Origin of the sequence: Actinomadura flavalba DSM 45200 (assembly GCF_000374305.1) — a bacterium.
GTDB lineage: Bacteria > Actinomycetota > Actinomycetes > Streptosporangiales > Streptosporangiaceae > Spirillospora > Spirillospora flavalba.
The window spans coordinates 442,804-458,213 of record NZ_KB894095.1 but is presented as its reverse complement, the minus strand read 5'-3'; the positions used below and the strand labels follow the sequence as shown (position 1 = coordinate 458,213).

Sequence of the window (15,410 nt, the reverse complement as noted above, 5' to 3'; positions counted from 1 at the left end):
ACAGCACCGCCCGCCCCGGCCGCGCAAGCCGCGCCGCGTCAACCCGTCGGCATGTCGTCGCCGGGGGAGAAGACGCGGTGGATGACGCCCGCGCCGTCCCCGGCGACCGCCCAGAAGCGGCGGGACAGTTCGACGGCCTCCTCCTCGGTGCGCACGTCGATGAGCGCGAACCCGACGACCTGCTCCTTGGCCTCGGCGAAGGGGCCGTCGGTGACCGTCACCTTGCCGTCCTTGGACGCGATCCGCTTCGGGTGCGGGTCGAGCCCGCCGGTCGCCAGCAGGGCGCCGGAGCGGGTCAGCTCCTCGATGAACGCGCCCATCGCGGCCGCCTGCTCCGGGTTCCACTCGCCGGTGTCGCCGGTCTCGGTCGTCATCATGAGGTAGCGCATCGCCGTCTCCTTCGGTTCGGGGCCGCTCGGTGCGGCCTCTCACCCCTGCGTCGATCGGGGCGGACGCCGTTCGACATCCGCCCCGCATTTTTTCTCAGCTTTCTTCGGAGCGGTCCGGGGTGAAGGTCGCGACGATGACGCCGGTGTCCAGCGTCGTCGTGTCCGCGAGGTTCCACGCGGACGCGAACCCCTCGCGGGCCAGCAGATCGGACGGGGTGCCGGTGCCGACGATGACCGGGTGAATCCACAGCCGCAGCTCGTCCAGCAGGTCGTGCTCGACGAGCAGCCGCGACACGTCCCCGAACCCGTACTGGAGGATGTCCTGGCCGGGCTCCTCCTTGAGCCGTACGAGCGCGGCGGGCACGTCGTCCCGGATGATCGTCGTGTTCGCCCAGGTCGCCTGGTCCTCCTTGAGCGACGTCGACACGACGTAGTGCGGCAGCGTGTTCATCCGGACGCCGAAGTCGCCCGTCTGCTCCTCCATCGACGGCCACGTCTGCGCGAACGCCTCGTAGGTGAGGCGGCCGTTGAGCAGCGCGTCGCAGGAGAACAGCAGCTCGCGGGCGTAGGCGGCGGCGCCCTCGCCGAAGTACTTCATCGTCCACAGGTGCGGGTTCTCGATGACGCCGTCGAGCGAGATGTACGTGCTGTTGATGATCTTGCGCATGGGAGTTCTCCTTCAGTAGGGACGTGCGGTGCGGGCGTCGCGCAGGGCGCGGGCCCACCAGGTCAGCCGGTCGAGCGTGGTCGTGACGGCCATCGTGCAGTCCGCCGAGCGGCGCGGCCAGGACCCGTCGGCGGCGAACAGCTCCCAGTAACGGGGGAGCAGCAGGCCGTCCCGGATCGTCACCGCGTCCAGCTCGGCGAACACCTGCCGGAGCTGCGCGGCGGCCAGCGCGCCGCCCGAGTCGCGGCCGTAGCCGATGATCGCGACGGGTTTGGCCCGCCACTCGGCGCAGAACCAGTCGATGGCCGTCTTGAGCGGAGCGGGGAAGCTCTGGTTGTACTCGGGCGTGACGATCGCGAACGCGTCCGCCGCCGCCAGCCGGGGCGCGAGCGCCGCCACCTGCGGCGGCGCGGCCGTGTCCTCGTCCGGCAGGGTCGCCGGGAGCGCGGCGGCGGCCAGGTCGATGAGATCGACCGTGAGGCCGGGCCGCCGCCGGGCGCGCCCGGCGAACCACTCCGCGACCGTCGGCCCGAAGCGGCCGGTCCGCGTGCTGGCGATGATGACCGCCACGCGGATCGTCGTGTCCTCCCCTTCGCACATGCCCACAGCTTGCCGGAAGCGCCTTTCCGAATCCTTACCGTCGACGACCGGCTATCGTGCGCGCATGCGTTTCGGGGTGCTGGGTCCGGTCACCGCCTGGACGGACGCCGGTGTCCCGGTGCCCGTCCCCGGCCGTCAGGTCCGCGCCCTGCTGGCCGATCTGCTCGCGCACGACGGCGCGTCCGTCCCCGCCGACCGGCTCATCGACGACCTGTGGGGCGACGCGCCGCCCGCCAACCCGCCCGCCGCGCTGTCGGTCAAGGTGTCGCAGCTCCGCCGCGCGCTGGAGGACGCCGAGCCGGGCGCGCGGGCGCTCGTGGAGTCCACGCCCGGCGGCTACGCCCTCCGCCTCGGCACCGGCGGATCGGACGCGCGCGAGTTCCACGCCCTGCTCGCCGAGGGCGGCGCGGACGCGCTCGGCCGGGCGCTCGCGCTGTGGCGGGGCCCGGCGTTCGCCGACGTCGCCGACGCGCCGTTCGCGCGGGCCGCCGCCGCGCACCTGGCCGAACTGCGGATCACCGCCGTCGAGGATTGCGCGCAGGCCCGGCTGGAACGCGGCGAGCACGCCGCCTTGGCTGCCGCACTTGCCGCCGACGTCGCCGCGCATCCGCTGCGCGAACGCCTGGTCGGCCTGCACCTGCGCGCACTGTACGGGGCGGGACGGCAGAGCGAGGCACTGGCCGCGTACGAGCGGCTGCGCGCCGCCCTGGCCGACGAACTCGGCCTCGACCCCGGGCCGGAACTCGTCGCCCTGCACCGCGCGATCCTCACCCAGGACCCGGCGCTCAGCGCCCCCGCCACCGGCAACCTGCCCGTGCACCCGACGCCGCTGATCGGCCGGGACGCCGCGCTCACCGACGTCCGCGCCCTGCTGGAGACCGACCGGCTCGTCACCCTCGCCGGGCCCGGCGGCGTCGGCAAGACGCGGCTCGCGCTGGCCGCCGCCGGGGCGGTCCCGGGCGAGGTGTGGTTCGTCGAGCTGGCCGCGCTCGACCGGGGCGCCGACGTCGCCGAGGCGATCACCGCCGTGCTCGGCCTGCACGACCGCGCCGACCCGCCGCCGCCCGACCGGCTCGTCACCGCGCTGCGCGGGCGGCGGGCGCTGCTCGTCCTGGACAACTGCGAGCACGTCCTGGACGAGGTCGCGGGCGTCGTCGTCCGGCTGCTGGCCGGGGCGCCCGGCGTCCGCGTCCTCGCCACCGGCCGCGAACCGCTGGACGTGCCGGGGGAGACGGTGTGGAGCGTCCCGCCGCTGGACGTGCCGCCGCCCGGCGCCGACGCCGCCGCGCTGGCCGCGTCCGGCGCGGTCGCGCTGTTCAACGAGCGGGCCCGCGCCGCCGACCGGTCCTTCGCCGTCACCCCCGACGTCGCCGTGCTGTGCCGCCGCCTCGACGGCATCCCGCTCGCGCTGGAGCTGGCCGCGACCCGCGTCCGCGCGCTCGGCACCGCCGGGCTCGTCGCCCGCCTGGACGACCGCTTCCGCCTCCTGGCCACCGGCCACCGGGGCGCCCCGCCCCGGCACCGCACCCTGCACGCCATGATCGACTGGAGCTGGGAGCTGCTGGACGAACCCGACCGCGCCGTCCTGGCGCGGCTCGCCGTCTTCGCGGACGGCTGCACGCCCGAGGCGGCCGGGCAGGTCTGCGACGGCGACGTGCTCGACGCGCTCGTCCGGCTCGTGGACCGCTCCCTGGTCACCCGCGCCGACGGCCCCCGCTACCGGTTGCTGGAGTCGGTCGCCGCCTACGCGCTCACCCGCCTCGACCCCGCCGCGGAGGCCGCCGCGCGGGCGCGGCACGCCGCCTACTACGCCGGGCTCGCGGAACGCACCGAGCTACGCGGCCCCGCGCAGCTCGACGGGCTGGACCTGCTGGACGCCGAGGCCGCGAACCTGCGGGCCGCGTCCGACGCCGCCGTCCGCGCCGGGGACGCCGCGACCGCCCTGCGGCTCGCGCTCGCCCTGGCCTGGTACCGGCTGCTGCGCGGCCGCTGGACCGAGGCCCGCCGCACCCTCGCCGCCGCCCTCGCACTGCCCGGCGGGCCCGCCGCCGACCGGGCCGCCGCCGTCGCGTGGGCGACCGGCTACGCCGGGCTCCAGGGCGACACCGCCGACTGGGCGGCGCGCCGCGACGCCGCGCTGGACGGCCTCGCCGCCGTCACCGACCCCGTCGCCCGCGCCCGCGCGCACTGGTTCGTCCGGTACGGCGGCTCGGAGGCCGACGCCGCCGGGACCGGCGCCGCGCTCGGCCCGCTGACCGCCGAATGCGCCGCCGCCGGAGACGACTGGAGCACCGCCGCGACGCTCCTCCTCGCGTCCCTGCACGCCCACGCGCACGCCGACGCCGACGCCCTCGAACGGGCCGCGCAGCGCGCCGTCCACCTCTTCACCCGGCTCGGTGACCGCTGGGGCCGCGTCAACGCGGGCCAGTGGCTCGCCGCGCACGCCGAACTCACCGGCGACCTCGGCCGCGCGGCCCGCCTCCAGCGCGACGTCCTGCGTCTCGCCGGGGAACTGCGGCTCGGCGCCGACGCCGCCGCCGGCGAAGGCTGGCTCGGCTGGATCTGCTACCAGCGCGCCGACTTCGCGGCGGCGCGCGCGGCGTTCGCGCGGGCCGCCGGGCACGGCGCCGAGCAGGGCGACGAGAGCGCCCGCGTCCTCGGTGAACTCGGCCTCGGCCTGACCGGCCACCGGCTCGGTGACCTGGACGCCGCCGAGACCCGGCTGTCGGACCTGCTCGCGGGCATCCCCGAGGACGGCGCGCCGCCCCTGTACCTGCCGCTGGTGCTCGTCGGCCTCGGACAGATCGCCGCGACGCGCGGCGAGACGTCCCGCGCCGTCCGCCTTCACACGCGCGCGCTGGACGCGGGCCGCGCGCTGGACGCCCCGCGCGACGTCGCCTTCGCCGTGGAGGGGCTGGCCGCCGCCGTCCACGGCGCGGGCGACTCCCGCCGCGCCGCGCGCCTGCTCGGCGCCGCGACGGAGACACGCGTCCGCGCCGGTCTGCCCCGCGCGCCCGTCGAGCGGCAGGACGCCGACCGCCTCACCGAGGACCTGCGCGCCGCGCTGGGCGACGACGCCCTGGCCGCCGAACTGGCGGCCGGGGCCAAGGAGGACGTCCCATGACGAAGGCCCGGCTCGGAGGCCGGGCCTTCGTCGGAAGCGGTCAGGACCTGCGGGCGCCGAGCGCCTTCATCGCGACCGGGAACTGGGCGTGCATCTCGCGCTTCCAGTAGCCCCAGGAGTGCGAGCCCTCACCGTAGAGGTTCGCCGAGACGGGGACGCCGAGCCTCTGCGCGCGGGCGACGAAGTCCTTGGTGGTCCGCTCGACCTGGCCCTCGCTCAGGTAGCGGATGTCCCACGGCGCCTTGCCCTCCGGGTCGAACGGGCCGGGCTTGCCGTTGCCCGCCGACACGTGCACCTGCGTGCCCTTGAGGCGGCTGAGCAGCGACGTCGGGTCGTGCGCCGCCCAGTTGCTGCGGTTGACGACCGGGTCGCCCCAGATGTCGGTCGCGTTGGTGCCCGCCCGGGTGTTCGTGTACATGAGCAGCGCCGGGACGCCGGGGCTGAGGATGGAGATCACGCCGCTGAACGAGCCGACGTACCGGAACAGGCCCGGCTGCCGCGCGGCGTAGGTCATCGCGCCCTGCGCGCCGGACGAGATGCCCATGGCGGCGCGCTCGCCGCCCGCGCGGAAGTTGCGCTCCAGCAGCTCGCGGACCTCGATGGTGTGGAAGGTCTCCCACGCCGGGTTGCCGCCCCGGCCGCCGTTGTACCAGTTGACGTACGAGCCGTTCACGCCGCCCTCGGGCATCGCGACGAGCGTGTCCCACTTGGACGCCACGGCGGCGATGTCGGTGCTGCGCGTCCAGGAGACCCACTTGTCGTTGCCGCCGTGGAACATGTACAGCGTCGGCCAGGTGCGCTGCGCCGTCCGCTTGTACCCCTTCGGCACGATCACGCGGACGTTGACCGACTTGCCGAGCGAGGGCGACTTGACGGTGAAGTCGAACTGCGACTTGCTCTTGTTGACCCACTTCACGCCGGTGATCGTCGCGCCGGTGGAGGCCGCGGTGTAGGCGGAGGGCTTCTGGAGCTGCGGGCCCGGGTTCGGCTGCGTCCCGCCGCCGGGCGGGGGCGTGCCGGCGTCGATGGGGGGCAGCGGGGAGTTGCCCTGCGGCTGCGTGGGCGGAGGCTGCGCGACGGTCGTCGGGGTGGGCGGCACCTGGAGCGGGCCGTTGAGCTGGGCCGCGGCGGGGTCGGCCAGCGGGCCTCCGTCGCCCGGGTCGTCCTTCCCGGAGGGGAGCAGGACGAGGACCGTGGGGACGATCGTCACGAGGGCGATGCTGCCGATGGCCAGGACGGCGTCGGTCCTTTTCCGCACTTGACTCTCCCTTGGGGTGGCAGCCAGACCTTAGCGGAGGAAGGCCGCAGCCACGGTGCGCACGGGATGAACGTGAACGAAACGATACTTGCGAGTACGTTAGCGCTTGCCGACAGGTTCCGGCCAGCGTCCCCCGAACACAGTTCACCGGCCGGACTCACGTGCTTGAGAGACAAACGACGCCGCCCGCCATGCCCCGGGAACGCCGAAAACCCGCCGCGCGGTGAGCACGGGGCGGGTGGACGGCTGAAGATCTCGCTCGATGCCACGCGCAGCGACGGCGCGGCGACGGACAGCGGTGCGGCTGCGGCCGGCAGTCGGACGCGGGCGTCGGCACGCCGACGTTCACGACGGCCGCGCGCCCACGGCCGTCAGCGGGCGCGCGGCCTTTAGTTGGTCGCGACGCGCAGCAGGAGCGTGACGAGCGTCAGCACGCCGACGCCCACGGCGGGCAGCATCCGCTGCGCCGAGTCGTGCGCGCGGCTGTGCAGCACGACGGCGCCGATCATGAGGACGAGCAGCGCCAGCGCGGCCAGAACGCCGAGCCAGCCCGCCCACAGCCCGACGACCAGCGCGGCGGCGCCGACGAGTTCCGCGATGCCGATCTGGCGGTAGCGGTCCCACGGGACGCCGAGGTGCGCGGCGATCTCCTGCTGCTGCTTGACGCCCTGGACCTTGCTCAGCCCCGCGGCGACGAAGACGGCGGCGGTGACCAGCGTGAAGATGACTGTGAGCACGAACACGAGGTCGGCATGCCCCGGTCTCGTTCAGGGAACGCCGGTCCGCAGCCCAAGTTACGGCCAACCCGGCACGGGCCCGACGTAGACCCAGGCCCCGTCCTCCCGGCTGAACGCGCTGTGCTCGGTGACCACCTCGTCCCGTCCGGCCTCGGTGTAGGCGACGGAGAACCGCACCGTCCCCTGCCGCTGCCCGGCACCCCCGGCCCCCGTCCGCTCGATCGTCAACCCCCTCCAGACGACCCGCCGGTCGAGCTCCATCACCCGGGGCCGCGTAGAGGAGTGCCAGCTCCCCAACAGGTAATCGGCGTCCCCGACGACGAACGCCGAATACCGCGACCGCATCAACTCCACCGCGGTCTCCGCCACCGCCTCCCCCAGATGCAACCGCCCACAACACTCGCCATAACCCCGCCCAAGATCACAAGGACAAACCCGCAACACCATCCCCCCATCCTGCCGCCCCCTCAACCCCACCGCCATCGACGCACCGGCCATACGCGCATCTCACGACAAAGCTGCCGAAAACCTGAGACGGGTTGCTGCGGGCTGCTATCAGTGAGGGGCGGTGGCGGTGACGGCGGCGAGGTGGTCGATGGCGGCGGGCGGATCGGCGGGGGAGACGGCACGGCGAGCGCGGGAGTACGCGCTGGAACTGTCGCGGCGCGCCGGGGCCGCGTACGCGGCGGCGGGACGGTACGCGGCGGCGGCCGCGGCCGAGCGGGCCGTCGCGGCGGTGCTGATCGCGCTGACCGGAGCCGGATGGCGCCTGCTGGTGGACCGCCGCTGGCCCGGTACCGCATCGGCGAACGTCGACATGATCCTGGTCGGTCCCGGCGGGGTCTACGTGATCGACGTCAAGCGCTGGAGGGACGCCCCGTCCGCCGCCGACGGGCACCTGCTCGCGGGCACCGAGCGCCGCGACGCCGAGATCGGCAAGCTCCTCGCCCAAGCGGCGGCGGTCGAGCGCGCTGTCGGGACGCTCGGCATCTCCCCGGTCGCCGTCCGCCCCATCATGATCTTCACCGGGCACCGGATCGACTCCGCGCTCGGCCGCGTGCGGCTGCTCGACGAAGGCACCATCGTCCGGACGCTCGTCGCCGAACCCCGCCGTTTCATGCCCGCGATGGTCCGCGCCGTCGCGACCTGCCTGGAGGAGGAGTTCCCCGCCTACGACGTCCCCGCCCTGGACGACACCCGCCCCGCCTCGCCCGGCCCGGCGGCCCCGCTTTTCGAGGTGGACGACGTCGTCGCGGCGGCCGTGCGCGGCGCCCTCGCCGAGCCGATCGAGACGTGGATGACGTTCCTGCACCCCGAGCAGGCCGCGCTGACCCGCCGCCACTGGAACGGCCCGGCGCGCGTGCGCGGCCCGGCGGGCACCGGCAAGACCGTCGTCGGCCTGCACCGCGCCGCACACCTGGCCGCCCGCGGCGCGGACCGGCTGCTCTTCCTCACCTTCAGCAGCAGCCTGCCGCGCGTCCAGGGCCGCCTGTTCGCGCGCATGGCCCCGGCCGAGGCGGCGCGGGTCGAGTTCGCCAACCTGCACGCGTGGGCGCTGCGGTTCCTGCGCGCCAGGGGCGTGCCCGTCCGGCTCGACCCGCGCCGGGCCGCCGACGCGTACGCGCGTGCCTGGCGGATGGCCGGGCAGGACAGCGTGCTCAGCGAGCTGGAGGCCAACCCGTCCTACTGGCGCGAGGAGATCGACCAGGTCGTCAAGGGCCGCGGCCTTGCCACGCTCGGCGCCTACCGGACCGTCGAGCGGCACGGCCGCCGCACGCCGCTCCAATTAGTGCACCGCGAGGCGGCATGGCTGCTCTACGAGGAGTACGAGCTGCTCCGCGCCGACGCGGGCGTCCACGACTACAGCGACGTCCTGCTCGCCGCCCTCGCGGAGCTGCGCGCCCGCCCCGAACGGTACGCGGCCGTCATCGTCGACGAGGTACAGGACCTGACCCTCACCGGCGTGCGGATAGCGCACGCCCTCGCGGGCGACGGCCCGGACGGCCTGCTCCTCATCGGCGACGGCCAGCAGTCGGTCTATCCGGGCGGTTTCCGGCTGGCCGACGCGGGCGTGGACGTCCGGGGCCGGGGCGCGGTGCTGCGCACCAACTACCGCAACGCCGCTCGGATCATGGAGGCGGCGTTCGCGGTCGTCTCCGGTGATCCGTTCGACGACCTGGAGGAGGCCAGCGCCGACGGCCGCCGCGACGTCGAGCCCACGCACCACGGCGGCATCGTCCTCACCGAGGTCGCGCCGGACGCCGCAACCCACGACGCGTGGCTCGTGCGGGCCGTGCGGGAGCACGCCCCCGACCCCGGCGGCGCGGCCGTGCTGTGCCGGACGCGCCGCGAGTGCGACTACTACGCGCGGTTGCTGACGCGCGCGGGCGTGCGGGTCACGCGGCTGGAGCAGTACGACGGGCACCCCGGCCCCGAGGTGAAGATGGGCACGTATGTCCGGGCCAAGGGGCTGGAGTTCAAGTACGTCTTCCTGCCGCGTCTCGACCTCGCCGTCGCCGAGCCGGAGGGCGGTCCCTCGGCCGAGGAGCGCGGTGCGCTGCGGCGGCGGCAGGTCTTCGTCGGGATGACGCGGGCCAGGGATTTGCTCTGGCAGGGGACTGTCGCGCCGTGACCTGCGGTTTCGGGAGTGTTGTGCGGGTCACATAGAGGGGCATGAGTCAGCCCGAGGAAGAGAAGCCGCTCGCGGATCGTCGTCGGCATCCTGAGACGCAGGTCGAGGGGGACGAGGATCTGGGGGACGAGTTCACGACGGGGCCCAGTGATCCGCCGAACGCCGACCAGGAGTCGGCGACCGGCGGAGAGGCCGAGGGGTATTCGTCACAGACGGAGATTCCCTGATCTTTCGCGCAACCCCCCGCGCGGTTCGCTCCGAAGGTCTTCGGAGACGGTGATCGAGCGGAAGGTGCGGGGGGGTCGGCGCGTGCGAGACGGCAGACGGATACGGACGGTGCCCGGGCGGACGGATCGGGTCGTGGTCGTCGGCGCCGGATTGTCGGGGCTGGCGGCGGCGCTGCACCTGCGGGGCGCCGGACGGGACGTCACCGTCGTGGAGCGCGACGCCGGGCCCGGCGGACGCGCCGGACGGCTCGACGTCGACGGGTTCCGCATCGACACCGGCCCGACCGTCCTCACGATGCCGCACCTGCTCGGCGAAGCCCTCGCCGCCGTCGGTGAGACGGTCGAGGACCGGCTCGACCTGGTCCGGCTCGACCCCGCCTACCGGGCGCGGTTCGCGGACGGGTCCGTCATCGACGTGCACACCGGCGCCGACGCGATGGCCGCCGAGGTCGAACGGGTCGCCGGGCGCCGCGAGGCCGACGGCTACCTGCGGCTCCGCGACTGGCTGACCCGGCTGCACGCCGTGCAGATGCGGCGGTTCATCGACGCGAACTTCGACTCGCCGCTCGACCTCCTCGTCCCCGACCTCGCCCGGCTCGCCGCACTCGGCGGCTTCGGCCGCCTCGATCCCAAGATCGGGCAGTTCGTCACCGACGAGCGGTTGCGGCGGATCTTCTCGTTCCAGTCGCTCTACGCCGGTGTGTCGCCGCAGAAGGCACTCGCCGCCTACGCCGTGATCGCGTACATGGACACCGTCGCGGGCGTGTACTTCCCGCGCGGCGGAATGGCCCGCATGGGCGAGGCGCTCGCGGACGCCGCGCGCGACGCGGGCGTCCGCTTCCACTACGGCGAGCGCGTCACCGCGCTGGAGCGCGGCGGCGACCGCGTCACCGCCGTCCGCACCGAGCACGGCCGCCACCCCTGCGACGCCGTCGTCCTCACCCCCGACCTGCCGCACGCCTACCGGCTGCTGGGCCGGACGCCGCGCCGCCCGGTGCCGCTGCGGTTCGCGCCGTCCGCCGTCGTGCTGCACGCGGGCACCGACCGCGCGTGGGACGGCTGGGGGCACCACACGATCTCGTTCGGCGGCGCCTGGCGCCGCACCTTCCAGGAGATCATCCGCGACGGCCGGATGATGAGCGACCCGTCGCTGCTCGTCACGCGCCCCACCGCCACCGACCCGTCGCTGGCGCCGGACGGCCGGGAGCTGCTCTACATCCTCGCGCCCGCGCCGAACCTGCGGAACGGCCAGGACTGGCGCGCGGACGGCCCGCGCTACCGCGACGCGCTCGTCCGCACCCTCGCCGACCGCGGCCTGAAGGACCTCGACGTCTCGATCGTCACCGAACGTCTCGTCACCCCCGCCGACTGGTCGCGCCGGGGCATGGCGTTCGGCACCCCGTTCGCCACCGCCCACACCTTCGCCCAGACCGGCCCGTTCCGCCCGCGCAACCTGGTGCCCGGCACCGCGAACGCCGTCCTGGCCGGGTGCGGCACCACGCCCGGCGTCGGCCTCCCCACGGTGCTCATCTCGGGCAAGCTCGCCGCCGCCCGCATCACCGGGGAGACGGCCCGGTGAGCACCGTCTCCGAACTCGACGCCGCCGGCATCCACGACCCCGGCCTGCGCGACGCCTACACCCGCTGCCGCGCGCTGCACGCCGAGCACGGGCGCAGCTACTACGCCGCGACCCGCGTCCTGCCGCCGGGACGGCGTCCCGCCGTGCACGCCCTGTACGGGTTCGCCCGGTGGGTGGACGACATCGTCGACGACCACGAGCGCGACGACGTCGCCGCGCTCACCCAGCTCGACGCGATCGAGGACGACCTGGTCACCGCGCTGGACGGCGGCCCGGCGCGGCGCCCGGTCGTCCGCGCCGTCGCGGACACCGCCGCCCGCTACGCCCTCGACGCCGACTACTTCACCGCGTTCTTGGCGTCGATGCGGATGGACCTGCGCGTCACCCGGTACGCCACCTACGACGAACTGCGCGCGTACATGTACGGTTCCGCCGCCGTCATCGGGCTCCAGGTGCTGCCCGTCCTCGGCACGTCCGTGCCGCGCGAGCGGGCCGCGCCGCACGCCGCCGCGCTCGGTGAGGCGTTCCAGCTCACCAACTTCCTTCGCGACGTCGCGGAGGACCTGGACCGCGGCCGCGTCTACCTGCCCGCTGACGTCCTCGCCGCGCACGGCGCCGACGCCGACCTGCTCGCCCGCTGCCGCCGCCGCGGCGTCCAGGACCCGCGCGCCCGCGCCGCGCTGGCCGAGCTGGTCGCGCTGAACCGGGCCGTCTACCGGGAGGCCGCGCCGGGCGTCGCGATGCTGCACCCGGTGTCGCGCCCGTGTGTCGGCACGGCGTTCCACCTCTACCAGGGCATCCTGGACCGTATCGAGGCCGCCGGGTACGACGTGTGGTCCCGGCGGCACCGGGTACCGCGCACGCGGCGCGCCCGCGTCGTGCTGCCCGCGTTCGGCCGCGCGCTGACCGCCCGTCTGCTCACCTCCTGACCGGAAGGACCGGCATGCCGTCCCCCGCTCGGCGCCTCCCGCTGCGCCGGATGCCCGCGACCACCTGGGCCCGTCAGGCCCCGACCTGGCGGGAAGCGACCCCGGCGCGCATCGACGGCGCGCTGCAACGGGCGCTGCTGCGTCCGTCGGGGAACTGGTTCGTGCTGGCGGCGGCGGACGAGATCCGCGCCGACCGGCCGTTCGGCCGCGTCGTCGCGGGCGTCGAGGTCGTCGCCTGGCGCGACCCGGACGGCACCCCGCACGCCGCGCCGGGCGCCTGCCCGCACCTGGGCGCGCCGCTGTGCCGGGGCGCCGTCGAGGCGGGCAGCCTCATCTGCCGCTGGCACGGCCTCGCGCTGTCCGGCGCCGGGTTCCCCGGCTGGCAGCCGTTTCCCGTGCACGACGACGGCGTCCTGCTCTGGGTGCGGCTGGACGAGGCGGGCGGCGAGGAGCCGCTGCCCGCGCCCGTCCTGCCCGAACGCCCGCAGGAGGCGGGGTCGCTCGCGGCGGTGGCGACGCTGGCGGGACGCTGCGAGCCGCAGGACGTCGTCGCCAACCGGCTCGATCCGTGGCACGGCTCCTGGTTCCACCCGTACTCGTTCGTCGGGCTGAAGGTCGTGGAGGTCTCCGACGGCAAGGACGGCGGCCCCGACCGCATGGTCGTGGACGTCGCCTTCAAGGTCGCGGGGCGTCTCGGCGTCCCGGTCCGCGCCGCGTTCTCCTGCCCCGAGCCCCGCACGATCGTCATGCACATCGTCGAGGGCGAGGGCACCGGCAGCGTCGTGGAGACCCACGCGACCCCGCTCGGCATGGACCGCGACGGCGTCCCCCGCACGGCGGTCATCGAGGCGGTCATCGCCACCTCACCGCGCCGGGGCTTCACCGCCGCCCGCAAGGCCGCCCCGGCCCTGCGCCCCCTGATGCGCCACGCCGCCCGCCGCCTCTGGCGCGACGACCTGGCCTACGCCGAACGCCGCTACTTCCTGCGCACCCGCTGACGGGCGCGGCGGGCGAGAGCGCGGGCGACAGGGGAGCGGCCCTCGGCAGGGACGGTCCACAGGGTGTGGCCGGGGAGGCCCCAGCGCGACAGCAGGTCGTTGGCGGCGAGGAAGCCCGTGGTGGCGGCGCGTTCCATGAGCGCGACGGGCAGGTCGGCGCGGACGTGGTCGCCCGCGACGACGACCCACGGGGACGCGCCCGTCACCGGGACGCGGCGCGCGTAGCCGCCGGGCGGGAACAGCGGGCAGTCGGCGCGCAGTTCGTGCCGCTCGTCCACGATCGCGGCGTTCCGCGTCTCGGGGTAGACGGTGTGCAACTGCTCGACCAGCCGGGCGCTCTCGGCGCCGACGTCGGCGTCCTCGGGCAGCGCGTACGCGTGCAGCTCGACCACCGAGCCGCCGGTGCGGGACGCCCACGCGCGCGACTCGTCCTCGTACCGCTCCAGCACGCTGATGTTGTCGAGCGTCGGGAACCCGCCCGTGCCCAGGAACCCGGGACGGGACGCGGCGACGGGACGGTCCAGCCAGAGCCGCGACACCAGGAACGGCGGCGCGCTCGGCACGTCCGCGACGAGCTTGCGCCACTCGGGCGCCCCCAGCTCGGGCGACGCCTCGCTCAGCCCGCGCAGCGCACCCGGGTCGGTGGCGAGCACGACCGCGTCGTACTCCTCCTCGACGTTCCCGGCCCGCACCGCGTGCGCCCGGCGCGTCCCCGCCCCGACCGACGCCACCGGCGCGCCCGTCCGGATCTCGGCGCCACGCCCGGCCAGGTGCGCGGCCAGCGGGTTCCACAGCGCCGCCGGGAACGGTCGGCGCGGGACGTCGAACAGCAGGCCCTCGCCGGACCCCAGGAAGTACAGATGGAACATCACGGCCAGCTCGGCCGCCGACAGCCGCCGCGGATCGGCGAAGAAGCTCCGCGAGAACACCTCGAACGCCAGATGCCGCGCCCCGGCCGGGAACCGCAGGACGTCGAGGAACGTGACGGCGTCCACCGCGTCGAGCCGCTCGTACACGCCGGGGACGTCCACGTCGAGCAGTTGCAGCGCGGCGGGCACGTTCACGCCCGCGACCTCCCGCAGCGGGAAGCTCGGGCTGCGCAGCGCGAGCGCGAACGCGTTCCACGGCGGCGTCGCCGGAAGCCCGGTGAACGTGTCGCTGCGCCCACCGGCGTCGACGAGCGGATAGTCGGTGAGCGGCGTCAGCATCGACAGTTCGGGGTCGCCGCGCCGCAGCAGCGCCCGCAGGTTGTAGTACTGCCGGAAGAACGCGTGGAACCCCCGGCTCATCGTGACGGACGAGCCGTCCGCGAGGGTCGTCTCCCAGCCGCGCAGCCGTCCGCCGAGGCCGTCCTCGCGCTCCAGCACGACGACCTCGACCCCGCGCTCGGCCAGCGCCGTCGCCGCCGCCAGCCCCGCGATGCCCCCGCCGACGACCGCCACGCGCGGCGTCGCGGCGGGCCGAGCGCCGCGCGGCGCCTCCGGCGGGATCGTCCGCGCCTTCGGGTCGCGGCCGGGAACGCTCACGCGCCGCCGCCGGCGCGGGCGAGGAACGTGTGCGTGATGCCGCGCTGCCAGCCGGGCAGCGGCACGGCGCGGACGGTGTCGTACCCGGCGGCCTCCAGCCGGGCGCGCAGCCCGGCGGGCGGGTCGAACTGGAGGACGCTGCGCCACAGGTACCGGTACAGCTCGGTGCGCCCGGTGAAGACGCGTCCCGCCGGGATCACCACGCCCCAGCACACCGCCGACCACACCGCCCGCGCGGCGGGGCCGTCCACCGAGTACTCGTGCAGCGCGACGCGCGCCCCCGGCTTGGCCAGCCCCCGGATGCCCCGGAGCACCTGGTCGGGGTCGGGGCAGTTGCGCAGCAGGTACGCGGCGAACACCGCGTCGACCCGGCCGCCGGTGTGCTCGCTCGTCAAGTCCTCCGCGCGGCTATGGACGAACCGCACGTTCGGCGGCCACCGCTTCGCGCGCGCCGCCGCGAGCATCCCCGCCGACGCGTCCACGCCGACGATCTCGGCGGCGGGCAGCACCCGCGCCAGCGCCGCCGTCGACGCGCCCGTTCCGCAGCCGAGGTCGAGCACCCGCAGCCCCGCGCCGTCGCGCGGCAGCCCGAGCCGCCGCGCCGACATCCGCAGATGCCGGTGGTAGCCGGGGTTCGCGCCGACGAGCCGGTCGTAGGACGGCGCCGCGACGTCGAACTCGTCGATGACCGCCCCGTGCTTCATCTCCCGCGCGGAAACCCCCATGCCCCTCCTGTCAACGGCT

Annotated in this window: 14 protein-coding genes; 6 read left to right on the top strand and 8 right to left on the bottom strand. The window is 75.3% G+C overall.

Going from position 1 to position 15,410, the window contains the following annotated elements:
* Positions 1 to 38 precede the first annotated feature (38 nt).
* From C229_RS0115290 to C229_RS0115280, 3 genes are all read right to left on the bottom strand, one after another.
* Positions 39 to 389 carry a YciI family protein gene (locus C229_RS0115290; RefSeq protein WP_018655956.1) on the bottom strand — a complete coding sequence of 117 codons (351 nt, stop codon included), beginning with the start codon at positions 387 to 389 and terminating at the stop codon, positions 39 to 41.
* 94 nt (positions 390 to 483) lie between these two features.
* Positions 484 to 1,056 carry a dihydrofolate reductase family protein gene (locus tag C229_RS0115285; RefSeq protein WP_018655955.1) on the bottom strand — a complete coding sequence of 191 codons (573 nt, stop codon included), beginning with the start codon at positions 1,054 to 1,056 and terminating at the stop codon, positions 484 to 486.
* A 12-nt stretch (positions 1,057 to 1,068) separates the two neighbouring features.
* The gene (locus C229_RS0115280; protein WP_018655954.1) at positions 1,069 to 1,656 is read right to left on the bottom strand and encodes an NADPH-dependent FMN reductase; all 588 of its coding nucleotides are present in this window, start codon (positions 1,654 to 1,656) and stop codon (positions 1,069 to 1,071) included.
* Between the two features lie 64 nt (positions 1,657 to 1,720).
* Between C229_RS0115280 and C229_RS0115275 the strand changes: the two genes are divergently transcribed.
* Positions 1,721 to 4,780 carry an AfsR/SARP family transcriptional regulator gene (locus C229_RS0115275; protein WP_018655953.1) on the top strand — a complete coding sequence of 1,020 codons (3,060 nt, stop codon included), beginning with the start codon at positions 1,721 to 1,723 and terminating at the stop codon, positions 4,778 to 4,780.
* A gap of 40 nt (positions 4,781 to 4,820) precedes the next feature.
* On the opposite strand, the gene C229_RS30745 is transcribed toward C229_RS0115275, so the two are convergent.
* From C229_RS30745 to C229_RS0115260, 3 genes are all read right to left on the bottom strand, one after another.
* Positions 4,821 to 6,038: an alpha/beta hydrolase gene (locus C229_RS30745; RefSeq protein WP_051108982.1), complete on the bottom strand. Its 1,218-nt coding sequence runs from the start codon at positions 6,036 to 6,038 to the stop codon at positions 4,821 to 4,823.
* A 389-nt stretch (positions 6,039 to 6,427) separates the two neighbouring features.
* Complete coding sequence (locus tag C229_RS0115265) at positions 6,428 to 6,781, bottom strand: DoxX family protein (protein WP_018655952.1); 354 nt, start codon at positions 6,779 to 6,781, stop codon at positions 6,428 to 6,430.
* A 51-nt stretch (positions 6,782 to 6,832) separates the two neighbouring features.
* Complete coding sequence (locus C229_RS0115260) at positions 6,833 to 7,144, bottom strand: YchJ family protein (protein ID WP_018655951.1); 312 nt, start codon at positions 7,142 to 7,144, stop codon at positions 6,833 to 6,835.
* Positions 7,145 to 7,349: 205 nt separating this feature from the next.
* Here C229_RS0115260 and C229_RS0115255 point away from each other — a divergent pair, with 205 nt between their 5' ends.
* The 5 genes from C229_RS0115255 to C229_RS0115235 all read left to right on the top strand — a co-directional run bounded on the left by C229_RS0115255 (position 7,350) and on the right by C229_RS0115235 (position 13,140).
* Positions 7,350 to 9,407, top strand: coding sequence for a nuclease-related domain-containing DEAD/DEAH box helicase (locus C229_RS0115255; protein WP_205624490.1), 2,058 nt, complete (start codon positions 7,350 to 7,352; stop codon positions 9,405 to 9,407).
* Positions 9,408 to 9,448: 41 nt separating this feature from the next.
* The gene (locus C229_RS0115250; protein WP_018655949.1) at positions 9,449 to 9,634 is read left to right on the top strand and encodes a hypothetical protein; all 186 of its coding nucleotides are present in this window, start codon (positions 9,449 to 9,451) and stop codon (positions 9,632 to 9,634) included.
* A 109-nt stretch (positions 9,635 to 9,743) separates the two neighbouring features.
* A complete protein-coding gene (crtI, locus tag C229_RS0115245) occupies positions 9,744 to 11,213 on the top strand; it encodes a phytoene desaturase family protein (protein ID WP_240487268.1) in 1,470 nt (489 codons plus the stop codon).
* Positions 11,210 to 12,142, top strand: coding sequence for a phytoene/squalene synthase family protein (locus tag C229_RS0115240; RefSeq protein WP_018655947.1), 933 nt, complete (start codon positions 11,210 to 11,212; stop codon positions 12,140 to 12,142). Before crtI ends, C229_RS0115240 begins: the two co-directional genes overlap by 4 nt.
* Before the next feature lie 14 nt (positions 12,143 to 12,156).
* Positions 12,157 to 13,140 (top strand): DUF5914 domain-containing protein, encoded by a 984-nt coding sequence (locus tag C229_RS0115235; RefSeq protein ID WP_018655946.1) that lies wholly within the window; start codon positions 12,157 to 12,159, stop codon positions 13,138 to 13,140.
* Here the strand turns inward: C229_RS0115235 and C229_RS0115230 are convergent.
* Together C229_RS0115230 and C229_RS0115225 are read right to left on the bottom strand one after the other, a co-directional pair.
* Positions 13,119 to 14,666 carry an FAD-dependent oxidoreductase gene (locus C229_RS0115230; protein ID WP_018655945.1) on the bottom strand — a complete coding sequence of 516 codons (1,548 nt, stop codon included), beginning with the start codon at positions 14,664 to 14,666 and terminating at the stop codon, positions 13,119 to 13,121. The two genes, C229_RS0115235 and C229_RS0115230, sit on opposite strands and share 22 nt — an antisense overlap.
* Positions 14,663 to 15,391, bottom strand: coding sequence for a class I SAM-dependent methyltransferase (locus C229_RS0115225; protein ID WP_026313820.1), 729 nt, complete (start codon positions 15,389 to 15,391; stop codon positions 14,663 to 14,665). The genes C229_RS0115230 and C229_RS0115225 overlap by 4 nt, the downstream gene beginning before the upstream one ends.
* Positions 15,392 to 15,410 lie beyond the last annotated feature (19 nt).

Excerpts from the sequence above, each read along its gene's own strand:
- C229_RS0115290 (WP_018655956.1), bottom strand. The coding sequence starts at position 389 with ATGCGCTACCTCATGATGACGACCGAGACCGGCGACACCGGCGAGTGG.
- C229_RS0115285 (WP_018655955.1), bottom strand. The coding sequence starts at position 1,056 with ATGCGCAAGATCATCAACAGCACGTACATCTCGCTCGACGGCGTCATC.
- C229_RS0115280 (WP_018655954.1), bottom strand. The coding sequence starts at position 1,656 with ATGTGCGAAGGGGAGGACACGACGATCCGCGTGGCGGTCATCATCGCC.
- C229_RS0115275 (WP_018655953.1), top strand. The coding sequence starts at position 1,721 with ATGCGTTTCGGGGTGCTGGGTCCGGTCACCGCCTGGACGGACGCCGGT.
- C229_RS0115250 (WP_018655949.1), top strand. The coding sequence starts at position 9,449 with ATGAGTCAGCCCGAGGAAGAGAAGCCGCTCGCGGATCGTCGTCGGCAT.
- C229_RS0115235 (WP_018655946.1), top strand. The coding sequence starts at position 12,157 with ATGCCGTCCCCCGCTCGGCGCCTCCCGCTGCGCCGGATGCCCGCGACC.
- C229_RS0115225 (WP_026313820.1), bottom strand. The coding sequence starts at position 15,391 with ATGGGGGTTTCCGCGCGGGAGATGAAGCACGGGGCGGTCATCGACGAG.